18 protein-coding genes are annotated in these 17,168 nt (G+C 31.2%); 8 read left to right on the plus strand and 10 right to left on the minus strand.

The genetic code is table 11. The features are described 5' to 3' along the window. Window positions 1-29: 29 nt before the first annotated feature. A complete protein-coding gene (locus B4H69_RS06995) occupies window positions 30-749 on the minus strand; it encodes a GLPGLI family protein (RefSeq protein WP_180904626.1) in 720 nt (239 codons plus the stop codon). A 342-nt stretch (window positions 750-1,091) separates the two neighbouring features. Between B4H69_RS06995 and B4H69_RS07000 the strand changes: the two genes are divergently transcribed. From B4H69_RS07000 to B4H69_RS07010, 3 genes are all read left to right on the plus strand, one after another. Next, a complete protein-coding gene (locus B4H69_RS07000) occupies window positions 1,092-1,718 on the plus strand; it encodes a peroxiredoxin (RefSeq protein ID WP_038336698.1) in 627 nt (208 codons plus the stop codon). Between the two features lie 158 nt (window positions 1,719-1,876). Then, on the plus strand, window positions 1,877-2,194 hold the full coding sequence (locus B4H69_RS07005; RefSeq protein ID WP_180904627.1) for a thioredoxin family protein: 318 nt from the start codon (window positions 1,877-1,879) through the stop codon (window positions 2,192-2,194). Continuing rightward, window positions 2,175-2,426, plus strand: a complete 252-nt coding sequence (locus B4H69_RS07010) for a DUF6952 family protein (RefSeq protein WP_038336694.1) — start codon at window positions 2,175-2,177, stop codon at window positions 2,424-2,426. Before B4H69_RS07005 ends, B4H69_RS07010 begins: the two co-directional genes overlap by 20 nt. A 60-nt stretch (window positions 2,427-2,486) precedes the next feature. Here B4H69_RS07010 and B4H69_RS07015 read toward each other — a convergent pair whose 3' ends face one another. The 6 genes from B4H69_RS07015 to B4H69_RS07040 form a co-directional block, all read right to left on the minus strand. Further along, window positions 2,487-3,212 (minus strand): GLPGLI family protein, encoded by a 726-nt coding sequence (locus B4H69_RS07015; protein WP_180904628.1) that lies wholly within the window; start codon window positions 3,210-3,212, stop codon window positions 2,487-2,489. A gap of 6 nt (window positions 3,213-3,218) precedes the next feature. Then, window positions 3,219-3,971 (minus strand): GLPGLI family protein, encoded by a 753-nt coding sequence (locus tag B4H69_RS07020; RefSeq protein WP_180904629.1) that lies wholly within the window; start codon window positions 3,969-3,971, stop codon window positions 3,219-3,221. Between the two features lie 388 nt (window positions 3,972-4,359). Then, entirely contained in the window at window positions 4,360-4,818 is a 459-nt protein-coding gene (locus B4H69_RS07025) for a hypothetical protein (RefSeq protein ID WP_180904630.1), read from the minus strand. A gap of 18 nt (window positions 4,819-4,836) precedes the next feature. Further along, on the minus strand, window positions 4,837-5,616 hold the full coding sequence (locus B4H69_RS07030; protein ID WP_280046332.1) for an HAD family hydrolase: 780 nt from the start codon (window positions 5,614-5,616) through the stop codon (window positions 4,837-4,839). Between the two features lie 60 nt (window positions 5,617-5,676). Beyond that, on the minus strand, window positions 5,677-6,966 hold the full coding sequence (gene lat / locus B4H69_RS07035; RefSeq protein ID WP_180904632.1) for an L-lysine 6-transaminase: 1,290 nt from the start codon (window positions 6,964-6,966) through the stop codon (window positions 5,677-5,679). Window positions 6,967-6,978: 12 nt separating this feature from the next. Continuing rightward, window positions 6,979-8,508 carry an aldehyde dehydrogenase family protein gene (locus B4H69_RS07040; protein ID WP_180904633.1) on the minus strand — a complete coding sequence of 510 codons (1,530 nt, stop codon included), beginning with the start codon at window positions 8,506-8,508 and terminating at the stop codon, window positions 6,979-6,981. Window positions 8,509-8,649: 141 nt separating this feature from the next. Here B4H69_RS07040 and B4H69_RS07045 point away from each other — a divergent pair, with 141 nt between their 5' ends. Continuing rightward, on the plus strand, window positions 8,650-9,816 hold the full coding sequence (locus tag B4H69_RS07045; RefSeq protein ID WP_180904634.1) for an acyl-CoA dehydrogenase family protein: 1,167 nt from the start codon (window positions 8,650-8,652) through the stop codon (window positions 9,814-9,816). A gap of 72 nt (window positions 9,817-9,888) precedes the next feature. Beyond that, complete coding sequence (locus tag B4H69_RS07050; protein ID WP_291093276.1) at window positions 9,889-11,568, plus strand: PNGase F N-terminal domain-containing protein; 1,680 nt, start codon at window positions 9,889-9,891, stop codon at window positions 11,566-11,568. A 23-nt stretch (window positions 11,569-11,591) separates the two neighbouring features. On the opposite strand, the gene B4H69_RS07055 is transcribed toward B4H69_RS07050, so the two are convergent. From B4H69_RS07055 to B4H69_RS07065, 3 genes are all read right to left on the minus strand, one after another. Continuing rightward, window positions 11,592-12,518: an alpha/beta fold hydrolase gene (locus B4H69_RS07055; protein WP_286477691.1), complete on the minus strand. Its 927-nt coding sequence runs from the start codon at window positions 12,516-12,518 to the stop codon at window positions 11,592-11,594. A 187-nt stretch (window positions 12,519-12,705) separates the two neighbouring features. Beyond that, complete coding sequence (locus tag B4H69_RS07060; RefSeq protein ID WP_291093280.1) at window positions 12,706-14,037, minus strand: metal-dependent hydrolase family protein; 1,332 nt, start codon at window positions 14,035-14,037, stop codon at window positions 12,706-12,708. 119 nt (window positions 14,038-14,156) lie between these two features. Further along, the gene (locus tag B4H69_RS07065) at window positions 14,157-15,032 is read right to left on the minus strand and encodes a DUF808 family protein (RefSeq protein WP_291093282.1); all 876 of its coding nucleotides are present in this window, start codon (window positions 15,030-15,032) and stop codon (window positions 14,157-14,159) included. 197 nt (window positions 15,033-15,229) lie between these two features. Here B4H69_RS07065 and B4H69_RS07070 point away from each other — a divergent pair, with 197 nt between their 5' ends. The 3 genes from B4H69_RS07070 (at window position 15,230) to B4H69_RS07080 (ending at window position 17,110) form a co-directional block, all read left to right on the plus strand. Continuing rightward, window positions 15,230-15,814 (plus strand): Crp/Fnr family transcriptional regulator, encoded by a 585-nt coding sequence (locus tag B4H69_RS07070; protein WP_115000954.1) that lies wholly within the window; start codon window positions 15,230-15,232, stop codon window positions 15,812-15,814. 54 nt (window positions 15,815-15,868) lie between these two features. Further along, a complete protein-coding gene (locus tag B4H69_RS07075) occupies window positions 15,869-16,303 on the plus strand; it encodes a carboxymuconolactone decarboxylase family protein (RefSeq protein ID WP_038335884.1) in 435 nt (144 codons plus the stop codon). Between the two features lie 93 nt (window positions 16,304-16,396). Continuing rightward, complete coding sequence (locus tag B4H69_RS07080; RefSeq protein ID WP_115000956.1) at window positions 16,397-17,110, plus strand: AAA family ATPase; 714 nt, start codon at window positions 16,397-16,399, stop codon at window positions 17,108-17,110. Window positions 17,111-17,168 lie beyond the last annotated feature (58 nt).

Consider the following 17,168-nt stretch of genomic DNA (forward strand, 5'->3'; position numbering starts at 1 on the left):
ANNTCACTAACCTTTTTCGTTTTAATATCTTAATCTTTCTCTACGCCTTGATTTATTATTCCTCCAGATTTTCCCATCGATTTCTCAATCTCCTTATCATATTCTTCCTTGGTTATTTTCTTCGATTTATTTGGCAATTCTATTTTACCTGCATATGGTTTTACATCAATTGCCGTAAAACTAACATTTGTATCCATATCACTTGTAAATGGTAATTTGAATTTAATTTTTAAAATTAGACCTGGTAATCCATTAAAACGAGAAGGTCCATCTCGAAAAGGCAAATCTGGCGCATACCACGCTTCTACTGTCTGTGTTAGATTTGTATATGTTGCTTTTCTGACTTTGTTACCTAAAATTGTTGACTCTTCTTTACTTAACACCCAAGGAAAGGTCTGGATAGAATCTTTGATGAATAGTTTAGGTTTCATTTTATTGTTCTCATACAATTCTTTCGAGTTAAAATCTTTATAAATATTAGAACTAACATTGCTTAATAATCCTACAGAAATTCCACGACCTTGTTCATTATTTATACGTTCAATCTCCGTAAAGTTAGAATTTGTAGCATTTACAAATAACTCAAAATAATATCGTTTATTTTCTGAATTGACAAGCATTTCTTCCATTCTAGCTGATGTTTGTTTTATATTATTTCTATCAAATTCTTGACGAACTTCATATTCTACACGAACAGCATCTTGGGCAAATCCAATTATTGGAAGTATTAAAAATAAATATTTTAGCATTTTATAGTGTTTATTATTCTACTAATATAGAAATAAAATTTAATTCATTTTAAATAATCATCAACATAAGCAATATCATTCTTTAAGGTAAATAATCTTCGTAAATTAGCGTAGAGATAAGATAAAAAGGTTTGTTGTATTGAATTTCAATAGAATATTAACTCAATAATTATTATTAATCATATATCATAAATATAATTTATAGTTTAATCTATATTTGAAATTGAAAATATATGGACAGTTTAAAATATCAGTCTAAATTTGCATCAGTAAAAGAGATAAAAACTGTAACAAGTTTTATCAAATCGAGAAGTAAAAAACAAAATATAAAAAATTAAAATTATGTCATTAGTAGGAAAAAAAGCGCCTTTATTCACAGCGCCAGCAGTAATTGATGGAGACGAAATCGTAGAAAACTTTTCAATGCCAATCGGAGAAAAAAACATCGTTTTATTCTTCTATCCAAAAGATTTTACATTTGTTTGTCCAACAGAATTACACGCATTCCAAGCTAAATTAGCTGAATTCGAAAAAAGAGATGCTGTTGTAATTGCTGCTTCTTGTGATTCAGAAGAAACACACTTAGCATGGTTAAACACTGCTAAAGATAACGGAGGTATCGAAGGTGTTACTTACCCAATCGTTGCTGACTTAGCAAAAACTATCGCTATGGATTACGGAGTTTTGGCTGGTGAGTATGTTTACAATGAAGAAAATGATTCTTTAAAATTTGAAGGAGCTCCAGTTGCTTACCGTGGTACTTTCATCATCGACAAAAATGGTGTTGTTCGTCACGAAACAATCAACGATTTACCATTAGGACGTAACATCGATGAGTATGTACGTTTATTAGACGCTATTTTACACGTTGAGAAATATGGTGAAGTTTGTCCAGCAAACTGGGAAGAAGGAAAAGATGCAATGAACGCTACTAAAGATGGTGTAGCTTCTTACTTAGCTTCTCACTAAAAATAACTTGAAAATCTTTTGATTTTCAAAATTCACGAAGAGGCTGTCTAAAAAATTTGACAGGAGATTTTAACGGATTAATTTTCAATAAAAATCACTAAGCTCAACACTTAGACAGCCTTTTTTATACCCAATTTTTAACCATAAAAATTAATAAAATGTTTGCAGAATTAGAACAAGATAACTTAGCACAAGTAGTTGCTGATAACAATATAGTAATTGTACAATATGGTGCTGGATGGTGTGGAAACTGCCGTTTAGTAAAACCAAAATTCAAAAAATTAGCGGCTGAATATGAAGGTCAAGCTGAGTTTTTATATGTTGATGCTGAGAAATTAGTAGAATCAAGAAAATTAGCTGATGTTCCTAACTTACCAACTTTCGCGGTATTTAAAGGAGGACAAAATGTAGGACAAGTAACTGCGTCTAAAATTGATGCTGTAAAAGAATTGATCAATGAAGCTGCCGGTATTTAAAAATTTAGCAAAAAATGTTTCTATTGAAGCAATGGAAACAGCTTTAGAAGTTTTGGAAGTTTATGCTGATTCTCCAGCTGTAAAAGAGCCAGAACAAGAAGTGATTGGTGAAATGATTTCTAACATTTGTGGAGCTATGGAAATGAAGCAAATGATGGAAGAAGAAGGTTTGGATGAGCGTACTGCTGCCAATACTTTTATGCAACGCGTAATGGGTTCGATTGATAAATAATTTTATCAATTAGTTCATATAAAAGAAAAGGATTTCAATTGAAATCCTTTTTTGTTTAGGTTAATTTTTATCTACTCCTTGATATTCATTCGAACTTTGTTGGTTATAATCAGCTTTCAGCTTTTCAAATTCTGCTTTAGAAATTTCCTTAGCCTTGAATAATTTCTTAAATTCTAAATGATCTTTTGTTGTAACAGAAGTTGCTTTCAAAGAATAAGATGGATCAATAATTCCATTTCGAATAGATTCTACTTTTAATACCAAACCTGGAAGATTAATAAATTCTTTTGGACCAAAACGTTTGGGTAAACTTGGTGCGTACCAAATAATTGATTTGTTATTATCATCATATTTTACAACTGCTTGTTTAACATCAAAACCCAAATAAGTAGATTTTTCTTGTGTTAATTCGTATTTATAATGTGTAGAAATGGTATCACTTACAAGGTATTTTTTATTCTCTATCATCCATTCTTGTTTCATTTTATTTTGATTGAAATCTTGCTCAAAATTATACGAAAAAATACCATACATCGTAACCGATGCCTTACCTTGAGAATTATTAATTTTCTCAATCTTAGAAAAAACACTTTTTCCTTTTTCTATTTGTAGCACATAATTTTTTGGAACAGAAAGTGCTTTTATAAAATCATCATCCAATTTTTCTTCCTTCCCATCTTTTCCTATTATTCGTGGAATAGAAACTTCTTCGTATTCAATCTCTAGAGCTTCTTGCGCTTGAATTAAACTACAAAAAAAACCAATGAAAATTACTAAATATTTCATTCAAAATTATTTTTTGTCCACTCCTATCGAAAAAGATTCTCTCATTTTTTGACGAGATTCATCTTGCAATTTTTTAAACTCTTCTTGTGTTATTTCTTCACCTTTTATAGGTTTAGTTTTAGACATTTTCTTAGGGTTTAAGGTAATTTTATCCGCTTCATAAGTCATAATCGAACCTAATTTACCACCCGTTTCGCTCACCGTTTTCAGAATCAAACCAGGCAATCCATTCACTTGATTTGGCCCTGCATCAATCTTAATATCTGGCGCAAACCAAGCTGCTATTTGTTTACCTTTATCATTACCAATAGCTTTTTTTACTTTGTGACCCAAAATCGTATCTTCAATATCTGTAATTTTCCATTCATAATCTTTATATGGCGTAACCACAATAAAACTTTGTTTATCTAAAACGACTTCTTGACGAAACGCTTTCTTACTTGTTTCATTAATCAGATCTTTATATTCTCCTCCAATATTAATTGAAAAAGCCCCCATAGAGCTACCATTTTGATCATTATTTATAGTTTCTATTTTTTTGTAAATGGACTGATGATCACTATATTCTAATTGATAATAAATATTTGGAGACCCACCAATTTTTATTGTACCTCCTCCTTTTTGTGCTTGCTCTCTTTCAAACTCCTTTATTTTTTCTTCATCATGCTTTATATCGTATTTATAATCGACAATAAACTTTTCTTGCCCAAAACCAAAATTCGAAAAAAGTAAAAATCCAGCTAGTAATAATTGTTTCATTATGTTGTAGTTTATAATTAATACTCTAAAATAATTTTTATTTTTCAATTCTACAATAATAGAACATATAATTAACACAACATTGGGAAAAGAAAAAAATTCAACTAAATGGTTGAACTTTTATATAACTCCTAGTAAATACTTATACTCCCAATTCCAAATAAGTGATATAATTAAGAATTAAATTTAGTTTCCTTGATAAATCATTCCGCTCAAAATGAAAAACGATTAAATAAATATCAATCTTTTTATATTATAGGTTTAACAAATCATCTTTCCTTTTATCTCCTAAAATAATATCATATCTTACATTAATACCTGTTGTTCATTTGGATAATTTTAGCAATTAAACCNNTTTTAATTCAAAATGCACAACAGGTACATTAATTTATTTCTCTATAAATGGATCTTCTAACAATTGTAAGTTTTGTGTTAAATAATATAGCAATTGTTCTCTATCTAAATAGTAATCAAATAAAATCCCTATACGTAAATTACTCTTCAAAAGTAAAAAAAAATTAGACTGTACTTTACCAAAACGATCTTTAGTGTAATGAATAAAATAACCTGAAATTTCGTGATTATAGATTTTTTGCTTCTTAAAACCAAACCTACTAATTAACTCGAAATAATTATGGTAGATATTAATTTTATAAATTTTTTCAAAAATCAAAAAATAAAATAATATCATAATAGATATTGGTAATGAGATAAATAGTTTAATGAAAAAATTTTCTCCTTTAAGTTCTAAAAGAAAATATACACCAGCCCCTAATAAAGCAATAATAATTAAAATTGCCAGTAATATACTGGCTAAATTAAATTTGGTTATGTAAATTGGTTTCATTGTAGATTTTATAGCTTTCTAAATTATCTCAAAGTGTTTCAGCGCATTCCATATTCCGTGATTATCCGCAGAAGTTGTATAATAATCAGCGGCTTCACGAACATTCTCCTTCGCATCGCCCATTGCTACACCAATTTTGCAGCCTTTCAACATACTAATATCGTTACCGCCATCGCCAAAAGCCATTGTTTTAGATAAATCCAAATTATCGCGCTCAGCCATTCGTTCTATTCCACGCATTTTACTAATATCTTTCGGATTTATATCGGCGAAATATTCTATCCAACGTGTTCCTACACTGTTTGTCAACACATTTTTCATCAAATAATCTTCTTGTTCTTCATTCACAAAAAAGTTCATTTGCATGATATTATCTTTCGGTAAAGTTCGAGGATCAACCACTTCTGGAACTTCCATTCCAAAATATGCAAACGATTTTTCTACATTTTCATTCACACGATTAATACTAAACGCTTCTTTGGTCATATACGAAAATGAAAAAGGATTTTCATCATCATATTGCAACAAAGCCTCTATATCATTAGGATTGATATAATCTACAAAAAACGATTGTCGATTTTCATCCGAGCACATTCCACCATTATTATTGATATAACCATCAAAACCGTAATCAAAAATATGTTCGGGCATATCCACCATATTTCGTCCAGTTGCGATGTATATTTTTTTATTTTTTTGTTTTAATAATTTCAACGCTTCAATTGTAGAATCACTGATTTCGTGGTTTTCAAAACCTTGTAATGTTCCGTCAAAATCGAAGAAAAAAGAATCTATCATACTTTAGTTTTATCTTTTACAAAATTAAAAAAGCAACCTTTGTTTGGTTGCTTTTGCTGTTTATTTTAACGCTAATTTAATAATTTCTATTGCTTTATTGGTATCTTCTTCAGAAATATTGAGATGAGGGCGCATTCGCACAGAGTTTTCACCACAAGGAAGAATAATCATGTGATTTTCGAAACATGTTTTGATGAACTCTGAACGATCCAAATCTGATGAAAAATCAAACGCAATGAACAACCCTAATCCACGAACCGAATGAATTTTCTTCGTTTCTTTTGCGATTTCATTCAATTTTGATAAAATATATTTTCCTTTTTCTGCCGCATTTTCTACTAATTTTTCTTGTTCAATTACTTCTAAAATTAATTTGAAGCGCAACATATCGATATAATTCCCACCAAAAGTTGAATTGATTCGGCTTGATTCCTTGAAAACATTATTCGGAATTTGATCTAACTTTTCTTTATTCGCTAAAATTCCACAAACTTGTGTTTTCTTTCCAAACGAAATCACATCAGGAATCACATCATAATGCTGAAAAGCCCACATTTTACCAGTCATTCCCATTCCTGTTTGTACCTCATCAAAAATCAATAAAATCTCTTCTCGATCACAAATTTCTCTCAATTTCTGAAAGAATTCTTTTCGAAAATAATTATCTCCTCCTTCACCTTGAATCGGCTCAATAATAATACAAGCAACTTTATTTTTGCGTGTTTCTAAAGCATTTTCAATTTGTTCAATCGCTCGTTTTTCAGCCTCAACAACCTTGCATAAATTATCTTCTGTAACAGGATAAATTCGTTTTGGATTTTCAATTCTTGGCCAATCAAATTTTGGAAAATATTCGTATTTACGAGGATCTTTCGTATTCGTCAGCGATAATGTATAACCAGAACGCCCATGAAACGCTTGCTTAAAATGAATGACATCACTTGCTTCTTTTTCAATTCCTTTCAAAAAATTTAATCTTGTTTTCCAATCAAAAGCCGTTTTCAATGCATTTTCTACTGCTAATGTTCCTCCAGAAATAAAGAATAAATATTGCAATTCTTTCGGCATCGCAACACGCTCAAATGTATCAATTAAATCTGCATAATCTTTTGTATAAATGTCTGACATCGCAGGTTTATTAACTGCATTTCGACCTAAAAAATCAATTTTCGCCATCAAATGTGGATGATTATAACCAATCGCCGTCGAAGCAAACATTGAAAATAAATCCAAATATTCAACACCATTTTCGTCTACAACATAGGAACCATGCGACTTATCCATATCCATTACAATCGGATATCCATCTGCCAATATATGTTTTGCTAATCTTTCGTGTACTGTACTCATCTCTGTAATTTTTTAAAAATCAAACTTAATTCCTTGCGCCAATGGCACTTCTGTCGAATAATTAATTGTATTCGTTTGTCGTCGCATATACGCTTTCCAAGCATCCGAACCCGACTCACGTCCACCTCCAGTTTCCTTTTCTCCACCGAAAGCTCCACCAATTTCAGCACCAGAAGTTCCGATATTTACATTTGCAATTCCACAATCAGAACCTTGTTGACTCAAGAATAATTCAGCTTCGCGAAGATTATTTGTCATGATAGAAGACGATAAACCTTGCGCTACATTATTCTGAATTTCGATGGCATTTAACACATCTCCAGAATATTTGATTAAATATAAAATTGGAGCAAAAGTTTCGTGTTGAACAATTTTATAATGATTCTCAACCTCAGCAATTACAGGTTTTACATAACAACCACTTTCAAAACCATTTCCTTCTAAAACTCCTCCTTCAACAATAATACTTCCTCCTTCTTGATTGATTTTATCTAAAGCATTTGAATACATTTCAACCGCATGTTTATCGATCAACGGACCAACATGATTTGCTGTATCCAACGGATTACCTATTTTTATTTGTTTGTAAGCATTTACCAACGATTCTTTTACTTTATCATAAATCGATTCGTGAACAATCAAACGTCTTGTTGTTGTACAACGTTGACCAGCAGTACCAACCGCACCAAAAACAGCTGAAGTTAACATAATTTTTAGATCAGCATCCGGCGTAACAATAATCGCATTATTTCCGCCTAATTCTAAAATTGTTTTACCCAAACGTGCTGCAACAACTTTATTCACTTCGATTCCCATTCGCGTAGAACCTGTTGCAGAAACCAAAGCCACACGAGCATCTTGCGCAATTAATTCTCCGATTGCTTTATCTCCCATTACCAAAGAAGAAACGCCTTCTAAAACATTATTTGCTTTTAAAACTTCTGCTAAAATATGTTGACACGCAACCGCACACAAAGGTGTTTTTTCACTTGGTTTCCAAACTACAACATCACCGCAAACCATCGCTAAACATGTATTCCAAGACCAAACCGCAACAGGAAAATTGAACGCAGAAATCACGCCTACAATTCCAAGCGGATGATATTGATCGTACATGCGATGCAAAGGTCTTTCCGAATGAATTGTCGAACCATATAATTGACGCGATAATCCAACCGAAAAATCACAAATGTCAATCATTTCTTGTACTTCACCCAAACCTTCTTGATAGGATTTTCCCATTTCATATGAAACCAATTTTCCCAAGGAAGCCTTTTTCTCACGAAGTTTATCTCCAAATTGACGCACAATCTCTCCTCGTTTCGGAGCAGGAATCATTCGCCATTCTTTGAAAGCAACTTGTGCTTTTTTTATCACTTCTTCATAATCATCTTTGGTTGATGATTTTACTTTTCCAATCAATTTTCCGTCTACTGGCGAGTAAGAAGAAAGTTCTTCACCTTTTCCAAACCAAGTATTTCCTGTCGATGTTCCGAGATTTTCGGAAGAAATACCTAATTCTTTTAATTCGTTTTCTATCATTTTTTTGTGTTATTTTGTGTTTTTAACTTTTACCTAAATTAGTCAAAAGTTTCATAAATTAAAATTTTTAATAAATATTATTCAGAATAATTTTTAATTTAATGAATAATCGTTAGATTTAATAAAATAAAACCGCATAAAATGAATTCAACTACAGATTATTTTAAGATTGATGATTTATTAACCGAAGAACATAAATTAATTCGTCAATCTGTTCGAGATTTTGTGGACAACGAAATAAAACCTGTTATAGATGATGCTGCGCAACATCACAAAGACATTCCAGATTTAATGAAAAAATTAGGTGCAATTGGCGCTTTAGGACCTTATATTCCTGAAGAATATGGAGGCGCTGGTTTAGATCAAATGTCGTATGGATTAATCATGCAAGAATTAGAACGCGGCGATTCGGCTGTTCGTTCTGCTGCATCAGTACAATCTTCGTTAGTGATGTATCCAATTTTTTCTTTTGGATCAGAAGAACAAAAGCGAAAATATTTACCAAAATTAGCTTCAGGAGAATTCATTGGAAGTTTCGGGTTAACTGAACCAAATCACGGTTCAAATCCAGGTGGAATGGAAACTCGTTTAACTAAAAATGGTGATCACTATATTTTAAATGGAGCAAAAATGTGGATTACAAATTCACCAATTTGTGATATTGCAGTTGTTTGGGCAAGAGATGAAGAAGGAAAAATTCGTGGTGTAATTGTAGAACGCGGTATGCAAGGTTTTACAACACCAGAAACTTTGAATAAATGGTCATTAAGAGCTTCAAAAACAGGTGAATTAGTTTTCGAAAATGTGAAGATCGAAGAATCTCATATTTTACCAGAAGTAAGTAGTTTACGTGGACCTTTATCGTGTTTAAATTCGGCTCGATACGGAATTTCTTGGGGTGTAATTGGTGCTGCAATTGATTGTTATGAATCTGCTTTGAAATATTCATTAGAACGAACACAATTTGGAAAACCGATTGCTTCTTATCAATTACAGCAGAAAAAATTAGCTGAATTTATTACAGAAATTACGAAAGCTCAGTTGTTATGTTGGCGATTAGGAACGTTGAAAAACGAAAATAAAGCAACTCCTGAACAAATTTCTATGGCAAAACGCAACAATGTAAAAATGGCTATTGATATTGCGAGAGAATCTCGTCAAATTATTGGAGCAATGGGAATTGTTGGCGATTTCCCTATGATGCGACATGCTGCAAATTTGGAGTCTGTAATTACATACGAAGGAACGCATGATGTCCATTTATTGATTACTGGAGCAGATGTGACAGGAATTAATGCTTTTGTATAAGATATTTTTTCATACAATCAGATATTTTTATAGGTTTACAATTCGTTTGTAAACCTTTTTTATTTATCACACATGAAATTGAAATCAATTCTACTTATCATTTTTTGTATTCAGGCTATTTTTCTTGATGCACAAGAAACCTACAAAATTACGTATGAACGCTTTTCGAATGGAAAGAAAGTCGAAGAAAATAACCCCATACAGATTATTGCGAATACAAAAGAAACCGTTATTGGAAAGCAACAAAGTTTTAGTAATTCTTCAAATTATCCTGATGAAATGTTTTATTATACCAAAACAAATCCATCAATTATTTCCTTGATTACACAATTTGACCCGACTAATTCTATTATTACAAATGATTCTGTCGCGTTCAATAAATCTGTTTTCACGATTTCTAAAGAAACAAAACGAATTTTAGGTTTACGTTGTAAAAAAGCGACGACAAATATCAATTCGAATACAATAGACGTTTGGTTTGTGGACAATATGGAATTGAATGCCTCTCCAACAATGGTTGGAATGAATTTAGGTTTTGTGTTAGAACTTACACGAAATAATAATTCAACTATTCGAGCTTCGAAAATAGAACGCGAAAAAGATTTGATTCCAAGTCTATTTATCCAAAAAGAATTGCATCAAAATCGAGTTGATTTATTGACATATAAAGACATTATTTGGAAAAGTAAATTTGTTGATATTCCACTTTTATCTCATCAACAAGTTAATTTTAGTAAAGATTTTTCGTCAAATGATTCGATTTATCGCTTTGCAAATGGAACAGTTGTAGTCAGAAAAATTAAAATTCCTCAAATTAAAGAAGGGAGTCAAGTTTTCTTAAAAGTTTCGCAACAATCGAATGGCGATGCTTACGATAGAACAGGTTCTGTATTTTTGATTCCGCGTGATTCTAAAATTACGTTTATGGATGGTTTACAAAAAGGAATCAACGAATTACCTGTTTATACATCGGCAAATAATAAAAAATACCAAGGTTATTTTTTGACAGAAAATTATTCGCCAACGATAGAATTAATGCGCTTTTTCACACCTTTTGGAATTAATAAATTCAATCATATTCAATTAAAAAATCAAACTTGGGAAACCGAAGCAAAATATCGTCAAGAAATCACAGAATTTCAAGGTTTATTATCTAATCAAGAAGTTTTGATTGGTTTCTTCATTGGAAATTATGATCAAGGCGGACATACAATTACTGCTAATATTTCTATTCATCCGTCAAGTTCAACGACAACGTTGCCTATCAAAAAAGTTTTACCAATTTTCAATACTGCAAATGTGATGGAAATGGCTGGACAGGAATATCCTACTTTGTTCGAAAATTCGAATGGTTTTACAGTAGAATTCACGTTGAAAGAAGATTACAACAATGCTAAATTGCGTTTTACAACAACTGGACATGGCGGTTGGGAAAATGGAGATGAATTTGTTCCAAAAGAAAATAGTATTTTTCTTGATGGACAAAAAGTATTTAATATAGTTCCTTGGAGACAAGATTGTGGTTCTTATCGCGCTTACAATCCAGCTTCTGGTAATTTTGATAATGGTTTGTCATCATCCGATTATAGCCGTTCTAATTGGTGTCCAGGAACAATTACAAATCCATATTTTATTAATTTAGGAGATTTGAAAGCTGGAAAACATAGCATACAAGTGAAAATTCCGCAAGGAAAACCTGAAGGAAATAGTTTCAGTTATTGGAATGTTTCTGGTGTTCTTTTAGGAGAATAATTTTTTTGGAGCAAAAAGATTTATTAAACGTCTTTTTGCTCTATTTTTTTATGATTTATCAAAACCATTAACCAATCTACAATATCTTGATATACTTCATCTTTGATAGATTCATTCAATATTTCATGTCTCAAGTTTGGATATAATTTCATTGTTACATGTTGAAATCCATTTTGCTTTAAATCTTTATACGATTGCAAAACTCCTTTACCAAAATCACCAATTGGATCATCTGCTCCACTCACAAAATAAATAGGTAAAGATTGCGGTATAGCTTTTGCCCAATTCTTTTTTGTTGCTTGTATATTTAAATTAATCAAAGTATAAAAACCGTTAACAGTGAAAGGTATTCCGCAAAGAGGATCTTTCAGAAAATTTAAACGATTTAACTCATCTAAACTAAGCCAATTAGTCTCATGAAAATTTTCTTCATTTTGAAAATGTTTATTATTCGATTTTGAAAAAATAGTATTAAGTAATTGACTTCTTTTATGAGGAATCAATTTATTTAGAAGACTTAAAAAACTACTCAATAATTTAATTCCAGGAATTCTACCTCCTGTTCCCATAATTATAGCACCATCAAAGTGGTCTCCATATTCTTGAAGTAGGCAACGTGTTATAAACGATCCCATTGAATGCCCCAAAATAAAATGTGGTAATAAAGGGTATTCATTCTCTAACAAATTAGCTAACTCTTTTGCCGTATTTATTAAATTTTCTTTTGGATTATCTAAGCAGAAAAAACTGTAATCTTCTTCTATTTTAGCTGTTTTTCCATGTCCTAAATGATCATATAACAAAACTAGAATTCCTTTGTCAGCCAAATACTTTGCAAAATTTTCATATCGCCCACTATGTTCTTGCATACCATGGACAATAAGAAACGTAGCTTTAATCTCATTTTCTGGAAGAATTACTCTATAATAAACATTCTTTGGTATTGACATTTTTATTAAGATTTAATTATTAATTTACAGTTTTACTTATTCAAAATCAACATTTTTATGAATAAACCATTGACTTTTTTAACAAATTTCAAGCCGATAAATAAGATCTAAAATTTCTAATTTTTACAACTAAAAAAAACGAGGTAAATAAAAATTAACCTCGTTTTTTTTATAATGTACGATAATTTTACTTTTTCGTTTTAATTGTATTCTTATAAATCTGACCATCTTTAATAATCACTAAAAAGTTTTTATCAGGATTAGCGATTAACGATAAATCTTTCAATGGATTTCCATCAACCAAAATCAAATCTGCTAAAGCTTGTTCTTCTACAACACCTAATTTCCCTGGATATGGACTTCTCAAACCAGATAATTGCAACAATTCTCCATTATCTTGAGTAATCATTTTCAGAATTTCAGCATTTGTAAACCATTTTTGAAGACGTAAAATATAACTATTTTGCTCATCATTCAACTCAGGTTCAAACAAGAAATCCGTTCCCCAAGCAAGCTTCACACCAAGTTTTTTTGCTAATGGCCAAACTTTATCTTGACCATCCAAAACTGGTTTACGTTTTTCTTTTCGCTGCTCGTCCATGTTTTCATTATTATCCATCAAATTCTGAAGACTTAACCAAACACCTTTTTTAGCAAGGATTTTCAATGTTTCTTCATCTAACATTTGACCATGCTCAATTGACTTCACTCCTGCTTCCACAGCGCGCTGCACAGCTCTCGGCGTGTAGGCATGCACCATTACATAGGTTCCCCAATCTTCTGCAGCATCAACAGCCACTTTCATTTCGTCAAAAGTATATTGTGTAACATCAATCGGATCATAAGCAGAAGACGTTCCACCACCTGCCATCAATTTAATTTGACTCGCACCAAAACGTAAATTTTCTCTTGTTGCAGTCAAAACTTCATCTCTCCCATCAGCAATAAAAGTAGCTCCTAATTCCTCTGCACGAGATGCTTTTCCAAAAAAACGACGCGAACGTTCATCAGGAGTTCTAAAATCTCCATGACCAGCCGTTTGACTAATCGTTGCTCCCGAAGGCCAAATTCTAGGCCCTACAACTTTACCTTTATCAATGGCTAATTTCAAAGGAAAAATTGGTCCACCAGCATCACGAACACTCGTAAAACCACGCATCAACATTTTGTGAGAAGCTTCACCAATCTTTGAAACCAACATTTCTTCGGACATATCTGGCGACATCATTTGCGCCATCGTCAATGAACCAAATACCATGTGTACATGAACATCGATTAAACCTGGCATCAACGTTTTTCCTCCTCCATTAATTTTTACAACATCTTGATTAGGTGAAGAAATTTTTGCAGAACTAATTTTTTCAATTTTTTGACCAGAAACCAAAACATTCATCGGTGATGTTAATGCTTGAGTTTGATGATCTAAAATTCTAACATTTTCAATCAGAATCTGTTTTGTTTGAGCAAAAGTAAAAGTGGTAGCGAGAAAAAAAAGTGCTATTATCGACTTTATTTTCATAATTTATTGTTTAATTGCCCTAAAGATACGTTGAAAGTGTGTATTTGAGGATAAAGTTTAGATTAAAAATTTATTCATTAATTAAATGAAAACAATTCTTTTCGAAATCTATCTATCTCCTAACCTTTAGCTAAACCTATTATTTTCTTAACTATTGTGACAATTACCACAACCAATAATCCTGCAATCAAAGCAATCAAAGCTTCACTAATCATCATTGGAATTGCTGTAGGTAAATGGTGATGAATATAATCGATGTTATGAACAAATATCCCACCTGAAACCAATAAAAGTGCAACAGTCCCTACAAATCCTAAAATTTTGATCACATAAGGTAATGCGTCAACCAAAAAATGTCCTAATTTAGAAACAGCTCCTTTGTCATGTGATGCTTTTATAAGTTTAAAACCAGCATCATCCATACGAACAATTAAGGTTACAATCCCGTAAACACCAATGGTTGCTAAAATTGCAATAAACGAAACTGTAAAAACTTGTGTCAACATCGGTTGTTCCAAAACTGTACTCAATGCAATAATCACAATTTCTATCGAAAGGATAAAGTCCGTAATAATCGCAGATTTCACTTTTGATTTTTCCGAAACTTGTTTCTTATCTTCTACTTTATCTTCATGAATAACTTCTGAACCTTTTTTTGGACGGTGAAAAATAAACTCGATTATCTTCTCTACACCTTCAAAAGCTAAATAAAAACCTCCCAAAATCAAAACATATTTTATGACCTCTGGCATATAATGATTTAGTGTCAAAACAATTGGAACAATGATCAATTTATTGATAAAAGAGCCTTTTGTAATTGCCCATAAAACTGGTATTTCGCGCGAAGATAAAAATCCCGTTGCTTTCTCAGCATTTACAGCCAAATCATCTCCTAAAATCCCTGCTGTTTTACTCGCTGCTACTTTACTTGTAACCGCTACATCATCCATCAATGCTGCAATATCATCTAAAATTGCAAATATTCCTGAAGCCATATTATTGTTATTTTTTGGTTCGTAAAAGTAAAAAATAATGACAAATCTTTACAGATTATTTTCATGTTCTTTCAACGATTCATTTCAAGCAAATTGCACTCCAAATTCTGACTATAAACCTGATTAATTTTAAACTAAATTAAGTCCTTTCGGAAACTAATCATTAATTTTAAAGAGAAATATATTAAGCTTATAAAATGGAAAATTCTTTCGGTCAGTTAAAGAAACATATTCAAATTTTCACTTCAATTTCTGAAGAAGAATTTCACGATTCAGTCCAATATTTTGAAAAATTTTCGGTGAAGAAAAAAGAAATGATTCATAAAGCTGGAACAGTTTGTACGTACAATTATTTTATTATTTCTGGATGTATTCGATTATTTTTCATCAATGAAAAAGGTGTAGAACAAACCATTGATTTTGCTATCGAAAATTGGTGGTTGACAGATTCGTTTTCTTACATTAATCAACAAATTTCTGAGTTTTATATTCAAGCTCTAGAAAATGCAATTATTATGAAAATGAGTAAAACAAACGAAGAAATTTTATGCGAAAAACATCCTATTTTCAATTCGTATTTCAAACAAATTTATCAAAAAGCAAATGCTGCTGCTCAAATGCGTTCCAAATATTTGAAAGAGTTTTCGAAAGAGGAGTTTTATCTTCACTTCAAGAAAAATTTTCCTGAGTTTTTACAACGTGTTCCGCAATATTTATTAGCTTCTTATTTAGGTTTCACACCCGAATATTTAAGCGAAATCCGAAAGAAAGAGTTTTCTTAAACCAGTTTAATTTTTTTGAATAAATAATCGACGAACTTTGTTAAAAATTAAGAAATGAAATCACGATTAAACATTCAAAAATTAGAACCAAAAGCTTACGAAGCAATGTATGGTCTAGAGAATTATTTAGCAAATTCTGAATTAGATAAATTACATTTAGAACTTATTAAAATCAAAGCTTCACAAATCAATGGTTGTGCTTTTTGTATTAATATGCACACCAAAGACGCGATGAAATTAGGCGAAACAAATCAACGTATTTTTTTGTTGAATGCGTGGCGAGAAACGACACTTTTTACAGAAGAAGAGCGTGTGATATTGGCGATGACAGAAGAAATTACAAATATTAGTCAACATGGTTTATCAGAAGAAACTTATCAAAAAGCATTAACACTTTTTTCTGAAAATTATATTGCGATTATCATTATTGCAATTACCACGATTAATGCTTGGAATAGAATTGCAATCAGTTCTCATATGACGGTTTAAAATTTTAGCTTCAGAAATCTGAAGCTTTTTTTGTGCTAAAAATCGGCTTTCGGATTAAAATAGTTTATTTTTGAGTCTTGAAGTAAAATTGATATGAATATTTACGATTTAATTGTTGACGATAAGGAAGAAATTTCTTTGAATGATGTTTTTTTAGATGATCAAAATCTTGCTCAAGTAAAACAACTTATCAAAGAACATAGATATATAGAGGAATTGAGTAAATATAATTTACCTGTCAATAATAAAATTTTGTTGCATGGATTTTCAGGTTGTGGAAAAACAACAACTGCAAAAGCAATTGCAAATGAAATCGGAAAACCTATATTGATTTTGAATTTAAGTAATATTGTTTCATCAAGAATTGGTGAAACTTCACAAAATATTCGAATGCTTTTTGATAAAGCTGCGCGTGAAAAAGCGATTCTATTTTTGGATGAGTTTGACCAAATTGGAAAAGCGCGTGGAAATGACGACAAAGATGTTGGCGAAATGCGTCGTTTGGTAAACACGGTAATTCAATTAATTGATTATTTGCCACAAAATTCGTTGTTGATAGCCGCAACAAATCATCCACATATTATTGATGTTGCATTATTGAGAAGATTTCAGTTAAAAATTGATTTCAAAATGCCAACATCTGAAATGTTAGATGTTTATTACGATAAACTTTTAAACGATTTACCAAAAGATATTCAATCTCTTAAACGAAAATACAACGTTTCATTTGCAGAAGCTAAAGATTATGCGCTTACAAATGCAAAAGCATTATTGATTGAAAAATTAGAACGTCAAGCAAATTCTTAAAACCAAAATATGGAAGACGAATTAATTTATTTCAGAGAACTTTTGGACACTGATGTAG

It is taken from the genome of Empedobacter sp. UBA6745 (assembly GCF_002453775.1).
Lineage (GTDB): Bacteria > Bacteroidota > Bacteroidia > Flavobacteriales > Weeksellaceae > Empedobacter > Empedobacter falsenii_C.

What these genes read in the sequence shown, in the direction of transcription:
- B4H69_RS06995 (WP_180904626.1), bottom strand. Translation starts at nt 749, where the DNA reads ATGCTAAAATATTTATTTTTAATACTTCCAATAATTGGATTTGCCCAA.
- B4H69_RS07000 (WP_038336698.1), top strand. Translation starts at nt 1,092, where the DNA reads ATGTCATTAGTAGGAAAAAAAGCGCCTTTATTCACAGCGCCAGCAGTA.
- B4H69_RS07005 (WP_180904627.1), top strand. Translation starts at nt 1,877, where the DNA reads ATGTTTGCAGAATTAGAACAAGATAACTTAGCACAAGTAGTTGCTGAT.
- B4H69_RS07010 (WP_038336694.1), top strand. Translation starts at nt 2,175, where the DNA reads ATGAAGCTGCCGGTATTTAAAAATTTAGCAAAAAATGTTTCTATTGAA.
- B4H69_RS07015 (WP_180904628.1), bottom strand. Translation starts at nt 3,212, where the DNA reads ATGAAATATTTAGTAATTTTCATTGGTTTTTTTTGTAGTTTAATTCAA.
- B4H69_RS07020 (WP_180904629.1), bottom strand. Translation starts at nt 3,971, where the DNA reads ATGAAACAATTATTACTAGCTGGATTTTTACTTTTTTCGAATTTTGGT.
- B4H69_RS07025 (WP_180904630.1), bottom strand. Translation starts at nt 4,818, where the DNA reads ATGAAACCAATTTACATAACCAAATTTAATTTAGCCAGTATATTACTG.
- B4H69_RS07030 (WP_280046332.1), bottom strand. Translation starts at nt 5,616, where the DNA reads ATGATAGATTCTTTTTTCTTCGATTTTGACGGAACATTACAAGGTTTT.
- lat (WP_180904632.1), bottom strand. Translation starts at nt 6,966, where the DNA reads ATGAGTACAGTACACGAAAGATTAGCAAAACATATATTGGCAGATGGA.
- B4H69_RS07040 (WP_180904633.1), bottom strand. Translation starts at nt 8,508, where the DNA reads ATGATAGAAAACGAATTAAAAGAATTAGGTATTTCTTCCGAAAATCTC.
- B4H69_RS07045 (WP_180904634.1), top strand. Translation starts at nt 8,650, where the DNA reads ATGAATTCAACTACAGATTATTTTAAGATTGATGATTTATTAACCGAA.
- B4H69_RS07050 (WP_291093276.1), top strand. Translation starts at nt 9,889, where the DNA reads ATGAAATTGAAATCAATTCTACTTATCATTTTTTGTATTCAGGCTATT.
- B4H69_RS07055 (WP_286477691.1), bottom strand. Translation starts at nt 12,518, where the DNA reads ATGTCAATACCAAAGAATGTTTATTATAGAGTAATTCTTCCAGAAAAT.
- B4H69_RS07060 (WP_291093280.1), bottom strand. Translation starts at nt 14,037, where the DNA reads ATGAAAATAAAGTCGATAATAGCACTTTTTTTTCTCGCTACCACTTTT.
- B4H69_RS07065 (WP_291093282.1), bottom strand. Translation starts at nt 15,032, where the DNA reads ATGGCTTCAGGAATATTTGCAATTTTAGATGATATTGCAGCATTGATG.
- B4H69_RS07070 (WP_115000954.1), top strand. Translation starts at nt 15,230, where the DNA reads ATGGAAAATTCTTTCGGTCAGTTAAAGAAACATATTCAAATTTTCACT.
- B4H69_RS07075 (WP_038335884.1), top strand. Translation starts at nt 15,869, where the DNA reads ATGAAATCACGATTAAACATTCAAAAATTAGAACCAAAAGCTTACGAA.
- B4H69_RS07080 (WP_115000956.1), top strand. Translation starts at nt 16,397, where the DNA reads ATGAATATTTACGATTTAATTGTTGACGATAAGGAAGAAATTTCTTTG.